Origin of the sequence: Pseudomonas sp. Z3-6, from assembly GCF_051131985.1 — a bacterium.
Classification (GTDB): Bacteria; Pseudomonadota; Gammaproteobacteria; order Pseudomonadales; family Pseudomonadaceae; genus Aquipseudomonas; species Aquipseudomonas zanjanensis.
In genome coordinates this window covers 3,955,818-3,974,400 of sequence record NZ_CP071644.1, presented here as the reverse complement: position 1 = coordinate 3,974,400, position 18,583 = coordinate 3,955,818, and the positions used below count along the sequence as shown (strand labels likewise).

Below are 18,583 nucleotides of genomic sequence, written 5' to 3'. Positions count from 1 at the left end.
TTTTGTCCTCAACCAAACCGCCTTTGTGGCGAGGGAGCTTGCTCCCGCTGGGCTGCGCAGCAGCCCCAAAACCAAGCACCGCGTGGCGCCAGGCAGATCGCATGCAGCTTATTGGGGCCGCTTCGCAGCCCAGCGGGAGCAAGCTCCCTCGCCACGGGGTTGAGTGCTCGGCATCAGGTCTGGAAACACCCAAGTCCCCTGTGGGAGCCGAGCTTGCTCGCGATGACGGTTGCCCAGCCGACATCACCGCCAACTGACCCACCGCCATCGCGAGCAAGCTCGCACACTGAAATTGGCGGTGGACAAAAACCTTGTGGCCACTCGAGAACCCAGTGGGAGGGCCATAGGTTTTGTCCTCAACCAAACCGCCTTTGTGGCGAGGGAGCTTGCTCCCGCTGTGCGCAGCAGCCCCAAAACCAAGCACCGCGTGGCGCCAGGCAGATCGCATGCAGCTTATTGGGGCCGCTTCGCAGCCCAGCGGGAGCAAGCTCCCTCGCCACGGGGTTGAGTGCTCGGCATCAGGTCTGGAAACACCCAAGTCCCCTGTGGGAGCCGAGCTTGCTCGCGATGACGGTTGCCCAGCCGACATCAGCGCCAACTGACCCACCGCCATCGCGAGCAAGCTCGCACACTGGAGTGGGTGGTGAACACAAACCTTGTGACCACCCGAGAACCCAGTGGGAGGGCCATAGGGTTTTGTCCTCAACCAAACCGCCTTTGTGGCGAGGGAGCTTGCTCCCGCTGGGCTGCGCAGCAGCCCCAAAACCAAGCACCGCGTGGCGCCAGGCAGATCGCATGCAGCTTATTGGGGCCGCTTCGCAGCCCAGCGGGAGCAAGCTCCCTCGCCACGGGGTTGAGTGCTCGGCATCAGGTCTGGAAACACCCAAGTCCCCTGTGGGAGCCGAGCTTGCTCGCGATGACGGTTGCCCAGCCGACATCAGCGCCAACTGACCCACCCCCATCGCGAGCAAGCTCGCACACTGAAATTGGCGGTGGACAAAAACCTTGTGGCCACTCGAGAACCCAGTGGGAGGGCCATAGGGTTTTGTCCTCAACCAAACCGCCTTTGTGGCGAGGGAGCTTGCTCCCGCTGGGCTGCGCAGCAGCCCCAAAACCAAGCACCGCGTGGCGCCAGGCAGATCGCATGCAGCTTATTGGGGCCGCTTCGCAGCCCAGCGGGAGCAAGCTCCCTCGCCACGGGGTTGAGTGCTCGGCATCAGGTCTGGAAACACCCAAGCCCCCTGTGGGAGCCGAGCTTGCTCGCGATGACGGTTGCCCAGCCGACATCAGCGCCAACTGACCCACCGCCATCGCGAGCAAGCTCGCTCCCACAAAAAGCTCACTCACTCAAAACCCTATCAAATGAAGCTTTCATGACAAAAGTTCGGTAGCACATCGCCATTCCCGTCATGCCTGTGTGACGTGTTCGAGGGGACCTTTCAGGTCGTTTGGAGCCGGGGCGCGAAGCCGGGAGTGAGGCGATGGGGACTATGGAACGTTATTCGAAAGTGGGCATGCAGGAGCTTGACCAGCGGCTGTCGAAGATCGTCGAGGCGGCGCGCAAGCAGCCGGTCTCGGTGTATCGCTACGGCGCGCCGTGGGTCTGGATCGTTTCCCAGGATGACTGGCAGGGCGCGCTCAAGGAAGTGTCCAGTTACATTCCGCAAGGCCATTCACTGGTCTTGCTGCGTCCGCAGATCGACGACCTGCTGGACGACCATCGCGATGTGCTGCAGGGCCTCAATGCCCGCGCCCAGATGCTGATCGCACCGCAAACCGCCATGCACATCCTCCTGCTGCAACTGCTCTATTCGGTGCCCAGCGAGCAGCAACTCTACGAACAACTCAATTACAACCTGCTGTTCCGCTGGTTTGTCGGCCTGGACCTGAACCAGAAGGTCTGGAGCTTCAACGTCCTGAGCAAGGACCTCGCTACGCTGCTGGGCGATGCGCAGGCGGTGCGGCTCATCCAGAAAATCATCGGTGAAGTGTTCTGTGGCGCCTTGCTGCAAATGCCGGAGTTCTCCTTGAACTTCGCGCTGCTGCACACCTGGCTGGCCCGGCACGCCACGACATCGACCGCAAGCAATTGAGCCGTACTTTGAATTCAGGGGGTGGTGTGGAGCATTTCTTCAAATCGCGGCCAGCGCTGTGGGGCTGGCTGCTGTTGGCGGTCGGGGGGCCGTCGGCAATCGCCGCCGAAGGAGGGCAGGAGGCCGAAGCAGCGCCGGCGCGCCTGGTGGACGTGAACGAGTATTTCGTGCGCGGCAACACGGTGCTCGATGCCCGGGCCATCGAGGAAGCGGTGTACCCGTTCCTCGGTCCGCAAAAGGCCTTGAGCGACATCGAGGGCGCCCGGGAAGCGCTGCAGAAAGCCTATCAGGCACGTGGTTATCAATCGGTCTTCGTCGAGTTGCCGGAGCAGAAAGTCGACGACGGCATCGTCTACCTGCAAGTCAGCGAGACCAAGGTCGGCCGGGTCCGTGTGGTGGGAGCCAAGCACTATTCTCCCGTGGAAATCCGCGAGGACGTGCCGGCACTCAAGGAAGGCGAGGTGCCGGATTTTGCCCAGGTTCAGACCGAACTGGCGCAGTTGAACAAAACCCCGGGACGCCAGGTCATGCCGCTGGTGCGCGAAGGCCAGCGCCCCGGCACCATGGACGTGGATTTGCAGGTCGAAGACCAGAACCCCTGGCAAGCCAGCCTGGGCCTGAACAACGACTACAGCGCCGACACCGAAAAGCTGCGCACTGTCGCGAGCCTGGGCTACAACAACCTCTGGCAACTGGGCCACAGCGTTTCCCTGACGTTCTTCACCGCGCCCCAGGACACCGAAAACGCCAAGGTCTGGTCGGGTTCCTACACCGCGCCGCTGAGCGAACGCTGGAGTGTGCAATTCTCCGGTTACCAATCCGACAGCAACGTGGCCACCGTCGGCGGCAGCAACGTATTGGGCAAAGGCCATTCCTATGGGGTGTCGGCGATCTACAGCCTGCCATCCACGGGGGCATGGGCCAACAGCTTTTCAGTCGGGGTGGATTTCAAGGACTTCGAGGAGGAACTCAACCTCGGCGGCGCCAGCGACAAGGCGCCGCTCAAGTACGCGCCGTTCACCTTCGCCTACAACGGCTTTCGCTACACCGAGCACAGCCAGTTGGGCCTCGGCTTGAGCCTGGTGGCGGGTACCCGCAGCCTGCTGGGCTATGGCAGTTCCGACGAAGAGTTCGACTACAAGCGCTATCGCGCCAGCCCCAGCTTCGCCGTGCTCAAGGGCGACGGCAATTACACCTTTACCTTCGGCAACGACTGGCAGACCGCCTCCAAGGCCGCCTTCCAACTGGCCTCCGGGCCGTTGGTTTCCAACGAACAATTTTCCGCCGGTGGCGCCACCTCGGTGCGCGGCTACCTGGCCGCCGAGCGCACCGGCGATGACGGCTACCTGCTGTCCCAGGAGCTGCGCACGCCGTCCCTGGCCAAGTTCCTCGGCAGTTATGTCCAGGAGTGGCGCTTCTATGCCTTCGCCGAAGGCGCGCAGCTGTATCTACGCGACGAACTGCCCGACCAGGAAGCCGACTACAGCCTCGCCAGCGTCGGCCTCGGCACCCGCGCGAGCCTGAGCAAATGGCTGTCCGGCAGCCTCGACTGGGGCTATCCGCTGCTCGACGGGCCGAACACCTCGAAACAGGAATCGCGCCTGCACTTCAACCTGCAAGCGACGTTTTGAACCCAGGAGTCATGTCCATGCAACGCTTATTGTTATCCCTGTTGATCTGCCTGGGGCTGGTGCTTCCGGCGACCGCCAATGCCTGGTGGCAGGACGATTGGCACTATCGCAAACAGATTTCCGTGGACACCACGCCCCAGGGCGCCGCCATCGCCCAGGCCTTGGGCCGCACGGCGTTGCTGGTGCGCCTGCACACCGGCAACTTCACCTTCGACGGCGTCAAGGACGACGGTTCGGACCTGCGTTTCGTCAGCGCCGATGACAAGACCGTGCTCAATCACCAGATCGAAAGCTTCGACCCGCTGATGGGCATGGCACTGATCTGGGTCGACGTGCCGAATGTGGAGGGTGGCCAACGCCAGGACTTGTGGATGTACTACGGCAACCAGAAGGCGCCGGCCACGGGCAGCGGCCAGTTGACTTTCGACCCGGACTACACCGCGCTGTACCACTTCGACGGCGCCACTGGCGTACCGCCCCGGGATACCACGGCCTACGGCAACAACGCCCAGGGCGCGGCTGGCGTCAGCATCGACGGGGTGATCGGGCGTGCCTTGCAGTTCAACGGCCAGCCGTTGCTGTTGCCCGCCAGCCCATCGTTGCAACACAGCGCCGGTGCGGCATTCACCTTCAGCACCTGGCTGCGCCAGGACCAGGCCAGTGGCGAGCAAATCATCCTGGCCCGTCGTGAAGCCGCCACCAGTCTATTGGTGGGTGTCAACCAGGGTGTGCCGTTCGTAGCGATCAACGACCAGCGTGCGGTCTCGACCCAACCACTGAACCCCGGCCAGTGGCAGCACTTGGCGTTGACCGCCTCGGGCGACCGCGTCGTGCTGTACGTCAATGGGCGCGAAACCGCGAGCCTCGCCGTGGCGATGCCGGCATTGAATTCGCCGATGGCCTTGGGCGCTGACGTTTCCGCCGGCACTTTCGCACCTTTCAGCGGTGCCATGGACGAAGCGCGGCTGTCCAAGGTCGCCCGCCCGGCACCGCTGCTGTTGGCCGACGCCAATGCCCAGGGCGCCGAGTCGAAACTGGTGGCCTACGGCGTCGATGAGGAACAGTCCGGCTTCGGTTTCGGCAGCCTGGGTTTCCTGCTCAACGCGGTGCCGCTGGATGCGTGGGTGATCATCGGCGTACTGGTGCTGATGATGTTCCAGTCGTGGATCATCATGATCCGCAAGAATCGCATGGTCAGCCGCCTCAGCGCCGCCAACGAAGCCTTCCGCGAGCAGTTCGCCCGGATCGGCACACGCCTGGAGATGTTTGCCGACGACCAGGACCTTGCCCAGCGCCTGCAACACTCTTCGCTGTGGCGCTTGTACCTGGTGGCGGTCAAGGAAATCCGCACCCGCCGCGAGCAGGGCGCTGACACCTCGTCAGTGTCGGCGGCCACCATCGAAGCGATCCGCTGCTCCATGGACGGCGTGCGCACCCGGGAGAACCAGGCGCTGAGTTCGAAACTCTCGACCCTGTCCAACGCCATCGCCGGCGGTCCGTACATTGGCCTGCTCGGCACTGTGCTGGGGATCATGGTGGTGTTCCTCGGCACGGCCATGGCCGGTGACGTGAACATCAACGCCATCGCCCCGGGCATGGCTGCGGCCTTGCTCGCCACCGCCATGGGCCTGTTCGTCGCGATCCCGGCGCTGTTTGGCTACAACCGCCTGATCACCCGCAACAAGGAAGTCAGCGCCGACATGCGGGTCTTCGTCGACGAATTCATCACCCGCCTGGCGGAGATGCACGGCGAAGGCCAGTCCGGTGAAGCGGCGCATCGCCGCGGCCATCACGTCCAATCGTCCGTACCGGCCTGAGGGAATCGCCATGGCTAGCGTAAACGCTTCACACGATGACGACGATGATGCGGCCGTCGACAGCATCAACATCACGCCGCTGGTGGATGTGCTCATGGTGGTGCTGGTGATGTTCATCCTGACGGCCACGGCCCAGGTGTCGGGCATCCAGATCAACCTGCCCAAGGCCAGCGCCTCGGTGTCGTTGTCCGAAGCCAAGACCAAGGCGATTTCGGTGAACGATGGCGGCCAGGTGTTCCTCGATGCCTATCCGGTGACCCTGGCCGAGCTGGAAGAGCGCCTGCGCATCGAAAAAGCCCAGAGCCCGGACTTCCCGGTGATCGTGCGCGGCGACGCGACGGTGCAGTACCAGAAAGTCATTGAAGTACTGGACCTGTTGCGGCGCCTGGAACTGTCCCAGGTCGGTCTCGTGACCGGCAAACCGAGCCAGGGCTGATCATGACCGCCAGACTTCCCATCGATCCGCCCCCGGTGAAGACCGCGCCGTTGCGCCTGCTCAAGTGGGCCGCCGGCCTGCTGTTGGGCGCTGTGGCGGCCTGGTTGCTGTGGCAGTGGGCCAACGACATGAGTGGCGTGCGCCGCGAAGCGCCGAAGGTGCCGGCCATCATCCCGCTGCCACCGCCGCCACCGCCGCCGCCGGAAAAACCCAAGGAACCGGAGCCCCAAGTCGAGGAGAAGGTGGTCGAGCCCGAACCGACCCCTGAACCCGAAGAGGTCAAGCCCGAAGAAGAAGCGCCGCCGTCGCCGGTCGATGACCTGGCGAACCCGATGCAGATGGACGGCGATGCCCAGTCCGGCAACGACGCTTTCAACATCGGCGCCGGCAAGGGCGGCGGCATGGCCGGGGCAGGGGGCGGCCGTCTGGGCAATGGCACCTACAGCCAGTTCCTGGCGTTCACCTTCCAGCGCTTGCTGCGGGAAAACCCCGACTTGCGCAGCCTGGCGTTCTCGCTGCAGGCCGATGTCTGGCTCAGTGCCGTGGGCGAAATCACCCGGGTTGAGCTGGTCAAGTCCAGCGGCAACCCGCAGGTGGACGAGCAAGTGATTTCCGCCCTGCGTGCCGCGCCCCATTTGACCGAGCGGCCACCGGCCTCCCTGACCTTGCCCGTGCGCCTGTCCTTGCAGGGACGGCGGCCGGGTTAACCGACTATTTGACAGTTTGCCAACAGGAGTTGTGTGCAGATGATTTCCAATGTGAATCGATTGTCGTGGGCGATCGGCCTGGTGGTCTTGAGCCTGGCCGGACACGCGGCCGCCGCCCCGCCGCCGTCGGAAAACGCCACGATCAATCTGATCCGCCTGCTGGTGCAGCAGGGCGTGCTGAAGCAGGACCAGGCCGATGGCTTGATCGCCCAGGCCGAACGGGAAGCCGTGCAGGCCCGCCAGGCGGCTACGGCAGTAGCCGCTGCGCCGGCCGGTGCGCCGGGGGACGTGCGGGTGCAATACGTGCCGAACATCGTCCGCGAGCAGATCCGCGATCAGGTCAAGGCTGAAGTCATGGCCACCGCCAAGCAGGAAAACTGGGCTCAGCCCAACACCTTCCCGGATTGGGTCTCGCGCATCAGTTTCGATGGCGACATTCGCCCGCGGGATGAGTCGCGCTATTACTCGGGCACCAACAGCAACGAGATCGTCGACTTCGCCCGACTCAATGATAGAGGGCCTTACGACGTCAATCCCAACAGCAGCTCCAGCCTGCCGCCGTTGCTCAACACCCGCGAAGACCGGGAAAACCTGTTCCGCCTGCGCGCCCGCCTGGGCATGAAGGCCGTGATTGCCCCGCAATGGACGGCGGGCATCCGCATCGGCACCGGCTCGGACAACAACCCGGTGTCCACCACCCAGACCCTGGGCGGCGGCTTTGGCAAAAAAGACATCTGGCTCGACCAGGGCTACCTGAACTGGAAACCGTCGGACGAATTGACCCTGACCGGCGGGCGTTTCGCCAACCCGTTTTTCTCCACCGACCTGCTGTATTCCGGTGACCTGAACTTCGATGGCGTGGCGGCGAATTTCAACCACAAGCTCAATCAGGATTGGGGTGTGTTCGGTACTGTCGGCGCGTTCCCGGTGGAGTACACCAACGACACCAGCACCAGCAATGGCAGCGACAAGGAAGAGAGCGACAACAAGTGGCTGTACGGTGCGCAACTGGGGGCCAACTGGGCCATCAACGACAGCAACCGGATCAAGGGGGCCATGGCCTATTACCGCTTCGACGACATCGAAGGCCAGCGTTCCTCGCCGTGCGAGCCCTGGGCCGGTGATCCAGGCTGCGACAGCGACGGTTCGCGGGTGGCGTTCATGCAGAAGGGCAACACCGTGTTCCTGCTACGCGACATCACGCCCAATCCGCTCAACCCGTCTGCCACGCCGCAGCCGCAATACGTCGGCCTTGCCTCGGAGTTCAACCTGCTGGACCTGAACGTCGCCTGGGACACCGATTTGCCTGAAGACCTCAAGCTGCGCAGCCAGGCCCACTACGTCCACAACCTCGGCTACGACGAAGGCGAGATGCGCAAGCGCTCCGAAGGGCAGTTCGCCAACAACCTGGACGAAAACGGCGAGGTGGAAAGCGGCGCCAACGCCTGGATGCTCCAGTTCACCCTTGGCAACTCCCTGGAACTCAAGCGCGAGGGCGACTGGAACCTGTTCGCCGGCTACAAGTACATCCAGCCGGACGCCTTGCCGGACGGCTTCAACGATTCGTCATTCCATCTGGGGGGCACCAATGCCAAGGGGTATTTCCTGGGCGGCAACTATGGCCTGGCAAGCAACGTCTTTGCCACCGGCCGCTGGTTGAGTTCCGAAGCGGTGTACGGCGCGCCGTACGACATCGATGTCTTGCAGCTTGAAATCAACACGCGCTTCTAAGCGCTGGGAGGCCTCATGAAAAGGCGAGCCAATTATCAATGCCCGGCCGCGTTGCTGATGCTGGGCCTATTGCTCAGCGGCATGGCTCACGGCGAAGGCCTGGAAGAGCGCTTGCGGGCACAATTGCGCAGCACTACCGCGCAGTTGCAAGCCCTGCAGAGCGAGCAGGCCCAGGCCAGCGCTGCCCGCCAGGCTGCAGAGAACCAGGCCAAGGACGCCCAGGCGCAGATCAAGCAATTGACCGCGCAACTGAGCAAGGCCCAGGCCCTCACCGAGCAACTGGCCGGGCACCAGCAAAGCCTGCAAAGCCAGGCCCAGGCCCAGGTGGCGGCCAGCAACGAGCAAGTCGGCAAGTTCAAGAAAGCCTATGAAGAACTGCTGGCCCTGGCCCGTGGCAAAGAGGCCGAGCGCGCCCGCCTGGAGGGGCAATTGATCGCGCGTGACACACAAGTGCAGCAATGTTCGGTCAAGAATCAGCAGATGTACGAAGTCGCCAAGACGCTGCTGCATGCCTACGAAACCATCGATGTGACCGACATCGTGAAGATCCGCCAGCCGTTCGCGGCCAAGGCCCGGGTGCGTTTCGAAGAGCTGGCCCAAGGGTTTGGCGATGATCTCTACAGGAACCGTTTCGATGCGCCCCAGGCCTCGATCACTCACTGAACAGCACAAGGAAGAACCGAACATGACCGCAATGATTGAGTACGTCGGCGCAAAATCCCTCACCGAGTTGTTGCAGGCCGCCGGTTATCGGGTCAACGAAACCGAGCAGAACGGCATTGTGCAGCTGCTCAGCGCCAGCCAGGGCATCGGCTTTGCCGTGCGATTCGGCAATCCGGCAGCGACGGCGGGCGAATACCTGGACTTCACCTTCAGCTGTGCGTTGCGGGTGCAGGGCGAATTGCCGGCCGGTCTGGCTGAACGGTGGAACGCGTCGCGGCGCTTTGCCCGGTTGTCGCTGCAGGGCGAATTCCTGGTGATGGAAATGGACGTGGTCGTCGCGGCGGGCGTGAGTGCCGATCATCTGCGCAGCCACTTGGAACTGTGGGACCGCCTGTTGCAGGAGTTCATTGTCTTCCTGCGTGAATACAGCCAGAACGCGGCGGGGGTGCAAACCGCGGCCGAGCCCGTCGAGGCGCCGTTGGAGGAGGCCGTCGCATCGTGAAAAAGCCGACCGTCGTCATCAGCGCCGCGGCGCTGGGCCTGATCGCCGTGGCGCTGGTGCTGGGCCTGCGGCCGGGAAGCGATCCGGTCGCCGCGGTGCAGACCGCCAGTGTTGCTTCGGCCGACACGCCGAGTCTGGCCCGCTTGGGCAACCAGCAGGTCAGCCCCGACGAACTCAAGGCTTTGCTGGCTGCGCTGGCTCCCGAGGTTCGCCAGCAAATGCGTGGCAATCGGGCTGCGCTGGAAGGCTGGATCCGTGCGCGCCTGGCGGAAAAAGCCGTGTTGGAACAGGCCGATGCCCAGGGCTGGCGCCAGCGCCCCGAGGTGGAGCGCCAGACCCGAGCGGCGGCTGAGCAGATCGTGTTTCGGGATTACTTGCAGTCGGTTAGCCAGGTGCCGGCCGGTTACCCCAGTGAAGACGAGTTGAAGCAGGCCTACGATGCAGGGAAAGCCAACTGGACGGCGCCGGCGCTGTACCGCGTCAGCCAGATTTTCCTGGCGGCCACCGAACCGCAGACCGTGGAGGCGGTGCGTCGGCAAGCGCTGGAGCTGAGCAAGAAGGCCCAGGCGTCGCCAGCCGAGTTCGGCGCCCTGGCCAGTCGTTTTTCCCAAGACCGCACCAGTGCCGAACGGGGCGGGGACAGTGGTTATCAGCCGTTGCAGCAACTGGTTCCCCCTGTGCGTGAAGCAGTGGCGCGCTTGAAAGTCGGCGCGGTGTCGGACCCGGTGCAGAGCCCGGCGGGCTTCCATGTCATCAAGCTCACCGAACAGCAACCGGCCCGGGAAGCGACCCTGGACGAAGTCCGCGAACGCCTGACCCAGGCCCTGCGCGCCGAACGCCAGGAGCAGATCGCCAAGGCATACCTGGATGGCATGCTCGACACGGCGACGTTGAGCATCGATGGCGCGCAGTTGAGCAAGGTGTTGGAAGAGGGGCTCTAGTGAGGTCCATACCTAACTCGTGGCGAGGGAGCTTGCTCCCGCTGGGCTGCGTAGCAGCCCCACCGAAATGACCGCGATCTTTCAACAAGAATCGGGGACAGGTTTTTGGGGCTGCTGCGCAACCCAGCGGGAGCAAGCTCCCTCGCCACAGGGGAGCTTGCCTGGCTGAAGACCCCGCGTAGCCTCATGTATTCGTACCACCGACAGGGAGTCACCCATGACCTTCATCGAGCCAGCAGGACGCCAGGCTGTCAGCGCATACCGCACACCGTTGCGTGCCCCCGACCCTTGGCTGGCCATGGCCGGCGCTATCGAGCCGCAGGTGGCGCAGTGTTTCCTGGTCAGTGCCCGCTGCGGCTGCTTCATGCAAGCGGCCCGCAGCCTCAACGTCAAGGCGACCTGGCTGCGCAAGCAATTGGCGCAGTTGGAGGGGCGGCTGCAACGATCATTGTTCAGCTTCCAGGGCAGCGCCTTGACCCTCAGTCGCGAAGGCCGGCAGTTGCAGGCCCGATTGATCAGCCTGGCCCATGAAAACTCGCCGCCCCCGAACGATCAGCCCTTGATTCGCCTGGCCGTGGCCGAGTCGATTTTGCATGACATCCTCGGGCGTGACCTGATTTCGTTGTTGCGGCGCAACGCCAGCGTGCGATTGCAGATCATCACCCTGGACAGTGAACTGGCGCTGCAAGCCGTCAGCGCCGACCTGGTGCTGTGGTTGAGTGATGCCCAGGCGTCGGCGCCGGGGCCGAGCTTCGCCACATTGCCTGCGGATCGACTGGCGCGGTTGGATTATCTGCCGCACATCGCCAAACGCTATTCACGACCGGCCACGCGCCCGGACTGCCTGGACGACCTGAATGACTACATGCTGGTGCAATGGCAGGCGGATCGGCACGTGGACGGTTTCGCACCGTGGAACGCCCTGATAGAGCAGCGCCGGGCCGGTGTGGTGCAGGTGCAATCTTACGAACTGATGCTGGAAATGATTCGCTGCAGCGCCTGCATCGGCCTTTTGCCACAGTACATGAGCCGCTTCGACCGAGGCCTGGTGGCGTTGCCGGACGTGTTCGGCCTGCCCATGCAGCGACATTTGTGGATGGCCGTCAATGCCCAGGCCGAAGGCTCGCCAGAGGTGCAGATGCTGCGTGAGCTGATCCAACACACACTGGATGAGCGCCGGGATTGGTTCCAGGCCTGACTGGCCCACGCTAACCCTGTGGGAGCGAGCCTGCTCGCGATGAGGTCAACATATCCAACAGCTCCGTAGCTGACCCACCGCTTTCGCGAGCAAGCCCGCTCCCGCTCTGGATTTTCGGCAGCCACAAATTCATGTGCACCCCTGTCCCTTGTGGGAGCGGGCTTGCTCGCGAAGAGGCCGGCACATTCAACACTTCATTGACTGATACTCCGCCTTCGCGAGCAAGCTCGCTCCCACAGGCTCCCCCTATAACCTGGCGCGGTTTATAGTGACCGGCCTTGTCGCGCCTCCAGGAAGGAGCCCCATGTCTGACTCTTCGATCACCCTCGAACGCTTCACTGAAGTTCATATCCCCGGCGTCACCGCGCTCTACAACGACCCGGCGGTGACGCGCCAGGTGCTGCAGATGCCTTTCCAGTCCGCCGAAGTCTGGCGCAAGCGCCTGGCGATGGATGACGAGCGCCTGTTGAAACTGGTGGCCCTGCACGAAGGTGAAGTCATCGGCAACCTGGGGCTGGAGCAGTTCACACGGGTGCGTCGGGCTCACTGCGGCAGCCTCGGCATGGGCGTGGCCGTCGCCTGGCAGGGCAAGGGCGTGGGTTCGATGTTGCTGGCCGCCGCGCTGGATGTCGCGGACAACTGGATGAACCTGCGGCGAGTCGAACTGACGGTGTACGCCGACAACGAAGCGGCCATCGGGCTGTATCGCAAGTTCGGCTTCGAAACCGAAGGCCTGTTGCGCGACTATGCCGTGCGTGACGGTCGCTGGGTGGACACGCTGGCCATGGCACGGTTGCGCTGAAAACCGCACCGGAACAGGCAAAAAACCGCCCATTGGCTATACCTGTAGTTCCGGCCCCGCCTCGTGTGGCTTACAGGAGTGACAGCATGAAGTTTTCGTCCATGATCGGCTGTGTTTGCATCGCCTCGCTCGCCTTGGCGGGTTGCTCGAGCAAAGTGACCCAGCCGGATGAATATTCCGGGTTCCTAGGCGATTACAGCCGGCTCAAGGAAGAGAAGTCGCCGTCGGGGGCCGTGGTCATGCGTTGGATCGATCCGAAGATTGATCCGGGCAAGTACACCCATCTCTACATCGAGCCGACGCAGCTGTACCCCAAGCCGCAGCCGACCGTGAAAATCCCCCAGGCCACGCTGTCGGGTATCACCGCGTACTACGATCAGGCCCTCAAGCGGGAAGCGGAAGAATCCTTGCCCCTGGCGACCGCTCCGGGGCCGGGTGTTCTCGTGGTGCGTGCGGCGATTACGGCTGTCAGCAGCAAGACCGAAGGCTTGAAACCTTATGAGGTGATCCCGATTGCGCTGGTGGCGGCGGCTGTCAGCACCGCCAGCGGTATTCGCGACCAGGAAACCACCTTGGGCACCGAAGCGGTTTTCCTCGACGGTGGGACTCACGCGGTGGTCGCCCAAGTCGTGCGCAAAGGCACCGGCAAGCCGCTGTCCAACGAGTCCCAGGTCATGAAGCCCGATGACGTCAAAGGGGTCATCGATGGCTGGGCGTCGGACCTGCATCAGTCATTCCTGAAACTCAAGGCCAAATAGTCACCGTCGCGGTGCAGGAGGTGAGGTCGACGTCGTGTCTTTTTATGTCCGGTCGTAGGTCACGCGAGCATTTCGTGGTTAACTCCGGCCTCACCATTTTCAAACCTGTCAGAAGGAATCCGTTCATGGCTCAAGTCACTCTCAAAGGCAACCCGGTCCAAGTCAACGGCCAGTTGCCACAAGCCGGTTCCAAGGCGCCAGCCTTTTCCCTGGTTGCCGGCAATCTGTCGGACGTTTCCCTGAAGGACTTCGCCGGCAAGCGCAAAGTGCTGAACATTTTCCCAAGCGTCGACACGCCGACCTGCGCCACCTCCGTGCGCAAGTTCAACGCCCAGGCCAACGAGCTGAACAACACCGTGGTGCTGTGCATCTCCGCCGACCTGCCATTTGCCCAGGCGCGTTTCTGCGGCGCTGAAGGCCTGGAAAACGTCCAGAACCTGTCGACCCTGCGCGGTGCCGAATTCATCCAGGACTACGGCGTGGCGATTGCCGACGGCCCACTGAAAGGCCTGACCGCCCGTGCCGTGGTGGTGTTGGACGAAAACGACACCGTGCTGCACAGCGAGCTGGTCAAGGAAATCGCGGAAGAGCCGAACTACGACGCGGCCCTGGCTGTCCTGAAATAAGTGGATTGAAATAAAGTATTTATTACAATTGTTAACGGCCTGGCCCTGCCCAGGCCGTTTTCTTTTGTGCTTCAAGGCGTTAGCCGACTATCCGAAAGGTAAGCCCAAGGTAAATTGCCGGTAAAGGCGCTTTGCTAAATAGCCGCCAGTGCTTATCGTTCAGCCTCCCGTAAAAGAAGCCCACGCGCCCAATGGTTGATCACTCCATGCAATCCTCTGTTTCCCGCAATTCCCGTCGCTGGCTGTTTGGCTTGTTCGTCCTGCTGGTCATCGCAGCGCTGGCCTGGAAGTTCTGGCCCAGTGGCTCGACCGAAAAAAATGGGGCAGGGGAGAAAGCCGCCGCGGGGCATGTGGGACGTTCCGGTAGCATGCGCCCAGGGTTCGGTGGGGCGACGGGGCCGATTCCAGTGCGGGTGGCGCCGGTGGCGACCGGGGACTTCCCGCTGTACTTCAAGGCGCTGGGTACGGTCACGGCCCTCAACACCATCAACGTGCGCAGTCGCGTGGGTGGCGAACTGGTCAAGATCGCCTTCGAAGAGGGGCAAATGGTCAAGGCCGGGGACTTGCTGGTCGAGATCGACCCACGCCCGTACCAGAACGCCTTGCTCCAGGCCGAAGGCACGCTGTTGCAGAACCAGGCCCAGCTGAAAAATGCCCAGGTAGACCTTGAGCGCTATCGCGGCCTGTACGCCGAAGACAGCATTGCCAAGCAGACCCTCGACACCGCCGCGGCGCTGGTGGGCCAGTACCAAGGCACCGTCAAGACCAATCAGGCGGCCGTCAACGACGCCAAGCTAAACCTCGAATTCACCAAGATCCGCGCACCGATTACTGGCCGCGTCGGCTTGCGTCAACTGGACGTTGGCAACCTGGTGTCGGCCAACGACACCACCGCCCTGGCGGTCATCACCCAGACCCAACCCATCAGCGTCGTGTTCACCTTGCCGGAAAACAACCTCGACACGGTGCTCGCCCGTTACCGCAGCGGGGCGAAACTCCCCGTCGAAGCGTGGGATCGCGGCGACGTGAAGCGCCAGGCCAGTGGCGTGTTGCAGAGCCTGGACAACCAGATCGACGTCACCACCGGCACCCTGAAATTCAAGGCCCGCTACGAGAACCGCGACCAGTCGCTGTTCCCCAACCAGTTTGTCAATGTCCACCTGCTGGCCGACACCCTCAAGGGCGTGACCCTGGCGCCGACGGCCGCCATCCAGTTCGGCACCAACGGCACCTTTGTCTATGCCCTGGAAGGTGACAACAAGGTCACCATCAAGAAGCTGAAGGTCGGCGCCAGCGACGGCGCCAACACCGTGGTCACCGAAGGCCTGGCCGCCGGCGATCGAGTGGTGCTCGAAGGCACCGATCGCTTGAAGGAAGGCAGCGAAGTGGAAGTGGTCAACGACAGCCAGGACGTGCCCACCACGCCGACCGAGCACCTGCAGGGCAAGTCCGCGGCAGCACCGACTGAGCCGGCCGCGGCCGACAAGGCGAACAAGGGCGGCGCATGAATATCTCGCGACTGTTCATCCTTCGCCCGGTCGCCACCACCCTGAGCATGCTGGCGATCATCCTGGCTGGCCTGATCGCCTATCGGCTGCTGCCGGTGTCGGCGTTGCCCCAGGTCGATTACCCGACCATCCGCGTGATGACCCTGTACCCGGGCGCCAGCCCCGACGTGATGACCAGCGCGGTCACCGCACCCCTGGAGCGGCAGTTCGGGCAGATGCCAGGCCTGACGCAGATGGCCTCCGCCAGTTCCGGCGGCGCCTCGGTGATCACCCTGCGCTTCAACCTCGACATCAACATGGACGTCGCCGAGCAGCAGGTGCAGGCCGCCATCAACGCGGCCACCAACCTGCTGCCCACGGACCTGCCGGCGCCGCCGGTGTACAACAAGGTCAACCCGGCCGACACCCCGGTGCTGACCCTGGCGATCACGTCCAAGACCATGCTGCTGCCCAAGCTCAATGACTTGGTGGACACCCGCATGGCGCAGAAAATCGCCCAGATCAGTGGCGTCGGCATGGTCACCATCGCTGGCGGCCAGCGCCAGGCGGTGCGCATCAAGGTCAACCCCGAGGCCCTGGCGGCCAACGGCCTCAACCTGGCGGATGTGCGCACGCTGATCGGTGCGTCCAACGTCAACCAGCCCAAGGGCAATTTCGACGGCCCGACCCGGGTCTCGATGCTCGACGCCAACGACCAGTTGACGTCGCCCAAGGACTACGCCGAACTGATCCTGGCCTACGCCAACGGCGCGCCGTTGCGGCTCAAGGACGTGGCGCAGATCGTCGACGGCGCCGAAAACGAACGCCTTGCCGCCTGGGCCAACGAAAACCAGGCCGTGCTGCTGAACATCCAGCGCCAGCCCGGCGCGAATGTCATCGAGGTGGTGGACCGGATCAAGGCCCTGCTGCCGAGCATTACCGACAACCTGCCGGCCGGCCTGGACGTCACTGTGCTGACCGACCGTACCCAGACCATCCGTGCCTCGGTCACCGATGTGCAGCATGAATTGCTGATCGCCATCGCCCTGGTGGTGATGGTGACGTTCCTGTTCCTGCGTCGCGTCAGTGCCACGATCATTCCGTCGGTGGCCGTGCCGTTGTCGTTGATCGGCACGTTCGGCGTGATGTACCTGGCCGGTTTCTCCATCAACAACCTGACCTTGATGGCCCTGACCATCGCCACCGGTTTCGTGGTGGACGATGCCATCGTCATGCTGGAGAACATCGCCCGTTTCATCGAAGAGGGCGACAGCCCGATGCAGGCTGCGCTCAAGGGCGCGAAGCAGATTGGCTTCACGCTGATTTCCCTGACGCTGTCGCTGATTGCCGTGCTGATCCCGCTGTTGTTCATGGCCGACGTGGTCGGGCGCTTGTTTCGCGAGTTCGCCATCACCCTGGCCGTGGCGATCCTGATTTCCCTGGTGGTGTCCCTGACCCTGACGCCGATGATGTGCGCTCGCTTGCTCAAGCGCGAGCCCAAGGAAGAAGAGCAGGGCCGTTTCTATCGCGCCAGCGGCGCCTGGATCGACTGGCTGATCGCCGCCTACGGGCGCAAGTTGCAATGGGTGCTCAAGCACCAGCCACTGACCCTGCTGGTGGCGGTGGGTAGCCTGGTGCTGACGGTGGTGCTGTACCTGGCCGTGCCCAAGGGCTTTTTCCCGGTACAGGACACCGGGGTCATCCAAGGCATTTCCGAAGCGCCGCAATCGATCTCCTTTGCCGCCATGAGCGAGCGCCAGCAGCTACTGGCCAAGGTGATCCTCGCCGATCCGGCGGTGCAGAGCCTGTCGTCCTACATCGGCGTGGACGGCGATAACGCCACGCTCAACAGCGGGCGCCTGCTGATCAACCTCAAGCCCCATGACGAGCGGGATGACAGCGCCACCGAAATCATTGCCCGCTTGCAGCCACAACTGGACCGGCTGGTGGGCATTCGCCTGTTCATGCAACCGGTGCAGGACTTGACCATCGAAGACCGGGTCAGCCGTACCCAGTACCAGTTCAGCCTGTCATCGCCGGACGCCGAGTTGCTCAGTCTCTGGAGCGGGCGCCTGGTCGAGGCCCTGGGCCGCCAGCCGGAACTCACCGACGTCGCCAGCGATTTGCAGGACAAGGGCCTGCAGGTCTACCTGGTGATCGACCGCGACGCGGCGTCACGCCTGGGCGTCTCGGTGTCGAACATCACCGATGCGCTGTATGACGCCTTCGGCCAGCGGCAGATTTCCACTATCTACACCCAGGCCAGCCAGTACCGCGTGGTGCTGCAAGCCCAGGCCGGGGAGCGGATCGGTCCGCAGGCGCTGGACCAGATTCATGTCAAGACCACCGATGGCGGGCAGGTGCGGCTGTCGAGCCTGGCCCGGGTCGAAGAGCGTCAGGCTCAGTTGGCGATTGCCCACATTGGTCAGTTTCCCGCGCTGATGATGTCGTTCAACCTCGCGCCGGGGGTGGCCCTGGGGCATGCGGTGGAGGTGATCGAAAAGGTCCAGCGGGACATCGGCATGCCGGTGGGGGTGCAGACCGAATTCCAAGGCGCGGCCCAGGCATTCCAGGCGTCGTTGTCGAGTACCTTGCTGCTGATCCTGGCGGCGGTGGTGACCATGTACATCGTCCTGGGCGTGTTGTACGAAAGCTACATCCACCCGATCACCATCCTTTCCACCTTGCCCTCGGCGGCTATCGGCGCCTTGCTGGCGTTGATCCTCAGCGGCAATGACCTGGGCATGATCGCGATCATCGGCATCATCCTGCTGATCGGCATCGTCAAGAAAAACGCGATCATGATGATCGACTTCGCCCTCGACGCCGAACGCAACCAGGGCATGGACCCGCAGACGGCGATCTACCAGGCGGCGTTGCTGCGCTTCCGCCCGATCCTGATGACCACCCTGGCGGCGTTGTTCGGTGCCGTACCGCTGATGCTCGCCACCGGTTCCGGCGCCGAGCTGCGCCAACCCCTGGGTCTGGTAATGGTGGGCGGGTTGTTGGTGAGCCAGGTCTTGACGTTGTTCACCACGCCGGTGATCTACCTGTATTTCGATCGACTGGGGCGCCGGTTTGCCAGGCCTGAGGCGGATGAGGTGCGGGTATGACCGCTTCCCTGGAATGTAGCGGGCTTTTGTGGCGAGGGAGCTTGCTCCCGCTGGGCTGTGGGAGCAAAGCTTGCTCGC

At 63.4% G+C, this 18,583-nt stretch carries 15 protein-coding genes; all 15 read left to right on the top strand.

Features of this window, described 5'->3' with window-relative positions; genetic code table 11:
• Positions 1-1,490: 1,490 nt before the first annotated feature.
• The 15 genes from J3P88_RS17570 to J3P88_RS17500 all read left to right on the top strand — a co-directional run bounded on the left by J3P88_RS17570 (position 1,491) and on the right by J3P88_RS17500 (position 18,505).
• Entirely contained in the window at positions 1,491-2,093 is a 603-nt protein-coding gene (locus J3P88_RS17570; protein ID WP_411384592.1) for a transposase, read from the top strand.
• Positions 2,094-2,161: 68 nt separating this feature from the next.
• Positions 2,162-3,724, top strand: coding sequence for a ShlB/FhaC/HecB family hemolysin secretion/activation protein (locus J3P88_RS17565; RefSeq protein WP_434576521.1), 1,563 nt, complete (start codon positions 2,162-2,164; stop codon positions 3,722-3,724).
• Between the two features lie 17 nt (positions 3,725-3,741).
• Positions 3,742-5,541: a DUF2341 domain-containing protein gene (locus J3P88_RS17560; protein ID WP_186705755.1), complete on the top strand. Its 1,800-nt coding sequence runs from the start codon at positions 3,742-3,744 to the stop codon at positions 5,539-5,541.
• Positions 5,542-5,551: 10 nt separating this feature from the next.
• Positions 5,552-5,977, top strand: a complete 426-nt coding sequence (locus tag J3P88_RS17555; protein WP_003201710.1) for an ExbD/TolR family protein — start codon at positions 5,552-5,554, stop codon at positions 5,975-5,977.
• A 2-nt stretch (positions 5,978-5,979) separates the two neighbouring features.
• Positions 5,980-6,684 (top strand): energy transducer TonB family protein, encoded by a 705-nt coding sequence (locus J3P88_RS17550; RefSeq protein WP_434570606.1) that lies wholly within the window; start codon positions 5,980-5,982, stop codon positions 6,682-6,684.
• A gap of 39 nt (positions 6,685-6,723) precedes the next feature.
• Positions 6,724-8,415, top strand: coding sequence for a putative porin (locus J3P88_RS17545; RefSeq protein WP_434570604.1), 1,692 nt, complete (start codon positions 6,724-6,726; stop codon positions 8,413-8,415).
• A 15-nt stretch (positions 8,416-8,430) separates the two neighbouring features.
• Positions 8,431-9,078: a DNA repair protein gene (locus J3P88_RS17540; protein WP_434570602.1), complete on the top strand. Its 648-nt coding sequence runs from the start codon at positions 8,431-8,433 to the stop codon at positions 9,076-9,078.
• A 22-nt stretch (positions 9,079-9,100) separates the two neighbouring features.
• Positions 9,101-9,580, top strand: coding sequence for a YbjN domain-containing protein (locus J3P88_RS17535; RefSeq protein ID WP_434570600.1), 480 nt, complete (start codon positions 9,101-9,103; stop codon positions 9,578-9,580).
• Positions 9,577-10,521 carry a peptidylprolyl isomerase gene (locus J3P88_RS17530; RefSeq protein WP_186729876.1) on the top strand — a complete coding sequence of 315 codons (945 nt, stop codon included), beginning with the start codon at positions 9,577-9,579 and terminating at the stop codon, positions 10,519-10,521. The genes J3P88_RS17535 and J3P88_RS17530 overlap by 4 nt, the downstream gene beginning before the upstream one ends.
• Positions 10,522-10,738: 217 nt before the next feature.
• Entirely contained in the window at positions 10,739-11,719 is a 981-nt protein-coding gene (locus J3P88_RS17525; protein ID WP_186705749.1) for a LysR family transcriptional regulator, read from the top strand.
• A gap of 304 nt (positions 11,720-12,023) precedes the next feature.
• Complete coding sequence (locus tag J3P88_RS17520) at positions 12,024-12,521, top strand: GNAT family N-acetyltransferase (RefSeq protein WP_434570597.1); 498 nt, start codon at positions 12,024-12,026, stop codon at positions 12,519-12,521.
• 86 nt (positions 12,522-12,607) lie between these two features.
• Positions 12,608-13,279: a DUF3313 domain-containing protein gene (locus tag J3P88_RS17515; RefSeq protein WP_434570595.1), complete on the top strand. Its 672-nt coding sequence runs from the start codon at positions 12,608-12,610 to the stop codon at positions 13,277-13,279.
• 125 nt (positions 13,280-13,404) lie between these two features.
• Positions 13,405-13,905, top strand: a complete 501-nt coding sequence (tpx, locus tag J3P88_RS17510; RefSeq protein ID WP_018602018.1) for a thiol peroxidase — start codon at positions 13,405-13,407, stop codon at positions 13,903-13,905.
• 191 nt (positions 13,906-14,096) lie between these two features.
• Positions 14,097-15,413, top strand: coding sequence for an MdtA/MuxA family multidrug efflux RND transporter periplasmic adaptor subunit (locus tag J3P88_RS17505; RefSeq protein ID WP_434570593.1), 1,317 nt, complete (start codon positions 14,097-14,099; stop codon positions 15,411-15,413).
• Positions 15,410-18,505: an MdtB/MuxB family multidrug efflux RND transporter permease subunit gene (locus J3P88_RS17500; protein ID WP_434570591.1), complete on the top strand. Its 3,096-nt coding sequence runs from the start codon at positions 15,410-15,412 to the stop codon at positions 18,503-18,505. Before J3P88_RS17505 ends, J3P88_RS17500 begins: the two co-directional genes overlap by 4 nt.
• Positions 18,506-18,583 lie beyond the last annotated feature (78 nt).

Excerpts from the sequence above, each read along its gene's own strand:
- J3P88_RS17570 (WP_411384592.1), top strand. The coding sequence starts at position 1,491 with ATGGAACGTTATTCGAAAGTGGGCATGCAGGAGCTTGACCAGCGGCTG.
- J3P88_RS17520 (WP_434570597.1), top strand. The coding sequence starts at position 12,024 with ATGTCTGACTCTTCGATCACCCTCGAACGCTTCACTGAAGTTCATATC.
- J3P88_RS17515 (WP_434570595.1), top strand. The coding sequence starts at position 12,608 with ATGAAGTTTTCGTCCATGATCGGCTGTGTTTGCATCGCCTCGCTCGCC.
- J3P88_RS17505 (WP_434570593.1), top strand. The coding sequence starts at position 14,097 with ATGGTTGATCACTCCATGCAATCCTCTGTTTCCCGCAATTCCCGTCGC.
- J3P88_RS17555 (WP_003201710.1), top strand. The coding sequence starts at position 5,552 with ATGGCTAGCGTAAACGCTTCACACGATGACGACGATGATGCGGCCGTC.
- J3P88_RS17500 (WP_434570591.1), top strand. The coding sequence starts at position 15,410 with ATGAATATCTCGCGACTGTTCATCCTTCGCCCGGTCGCCACCACCCTG.
- J3P88_RS17545 (WP_434570604.1), top strand. The coding sequence starts at position 6,724 with ATGATTTCCAATGTGAATCGATTGTCGTGGGCGATCGGCCTGGTGGTC.
- J3P88_RS17560 (WP_186705755.1), top strand. The coding sequence starts at position 3,742 with ATGCAACGCTTATTGTTATCCCTGTTGATCTGCCTGGGGCTGGTGCTT.
- tpx (WP_018602018.1), top strand. The coding sequence starts at position 13,405 with ATGGCTCAAGTCACTCTCAAAGGCAACCCGGTCCAAGTCAACGGCCAG.
- J3P88_RS17525 (WP_186705749.1), top strand. The coding sequence starts at position 10,739 with ATGACCTTCATCGAGCCAGCAGGACGCCAGGCTGTCAGCGCATACCGC.
- J3P88_RS17535 (WP_434570600.1), top strand. The coding sequence starts at position 9,101 with ATGACCGCAATGATTGAGTACGTCGGCGCAAAATCCCTCACCGAGTTG.
- J3P88_RS17540 (WP_434570602.1), top strand. The coding sequence starts at position 8,431 with ATGAAAAGGCGAGCCAATTATCAATGCCCGGCCGCGTTGCTGATGCTG.
- J3P88_RS17550 (WP_434570606.1), top strand. The coding sequence starts at position 5,980 with ATGACCGCCAGACTTCCCATCGATCCGCCCCCGGTGAAGACCGCGCCG.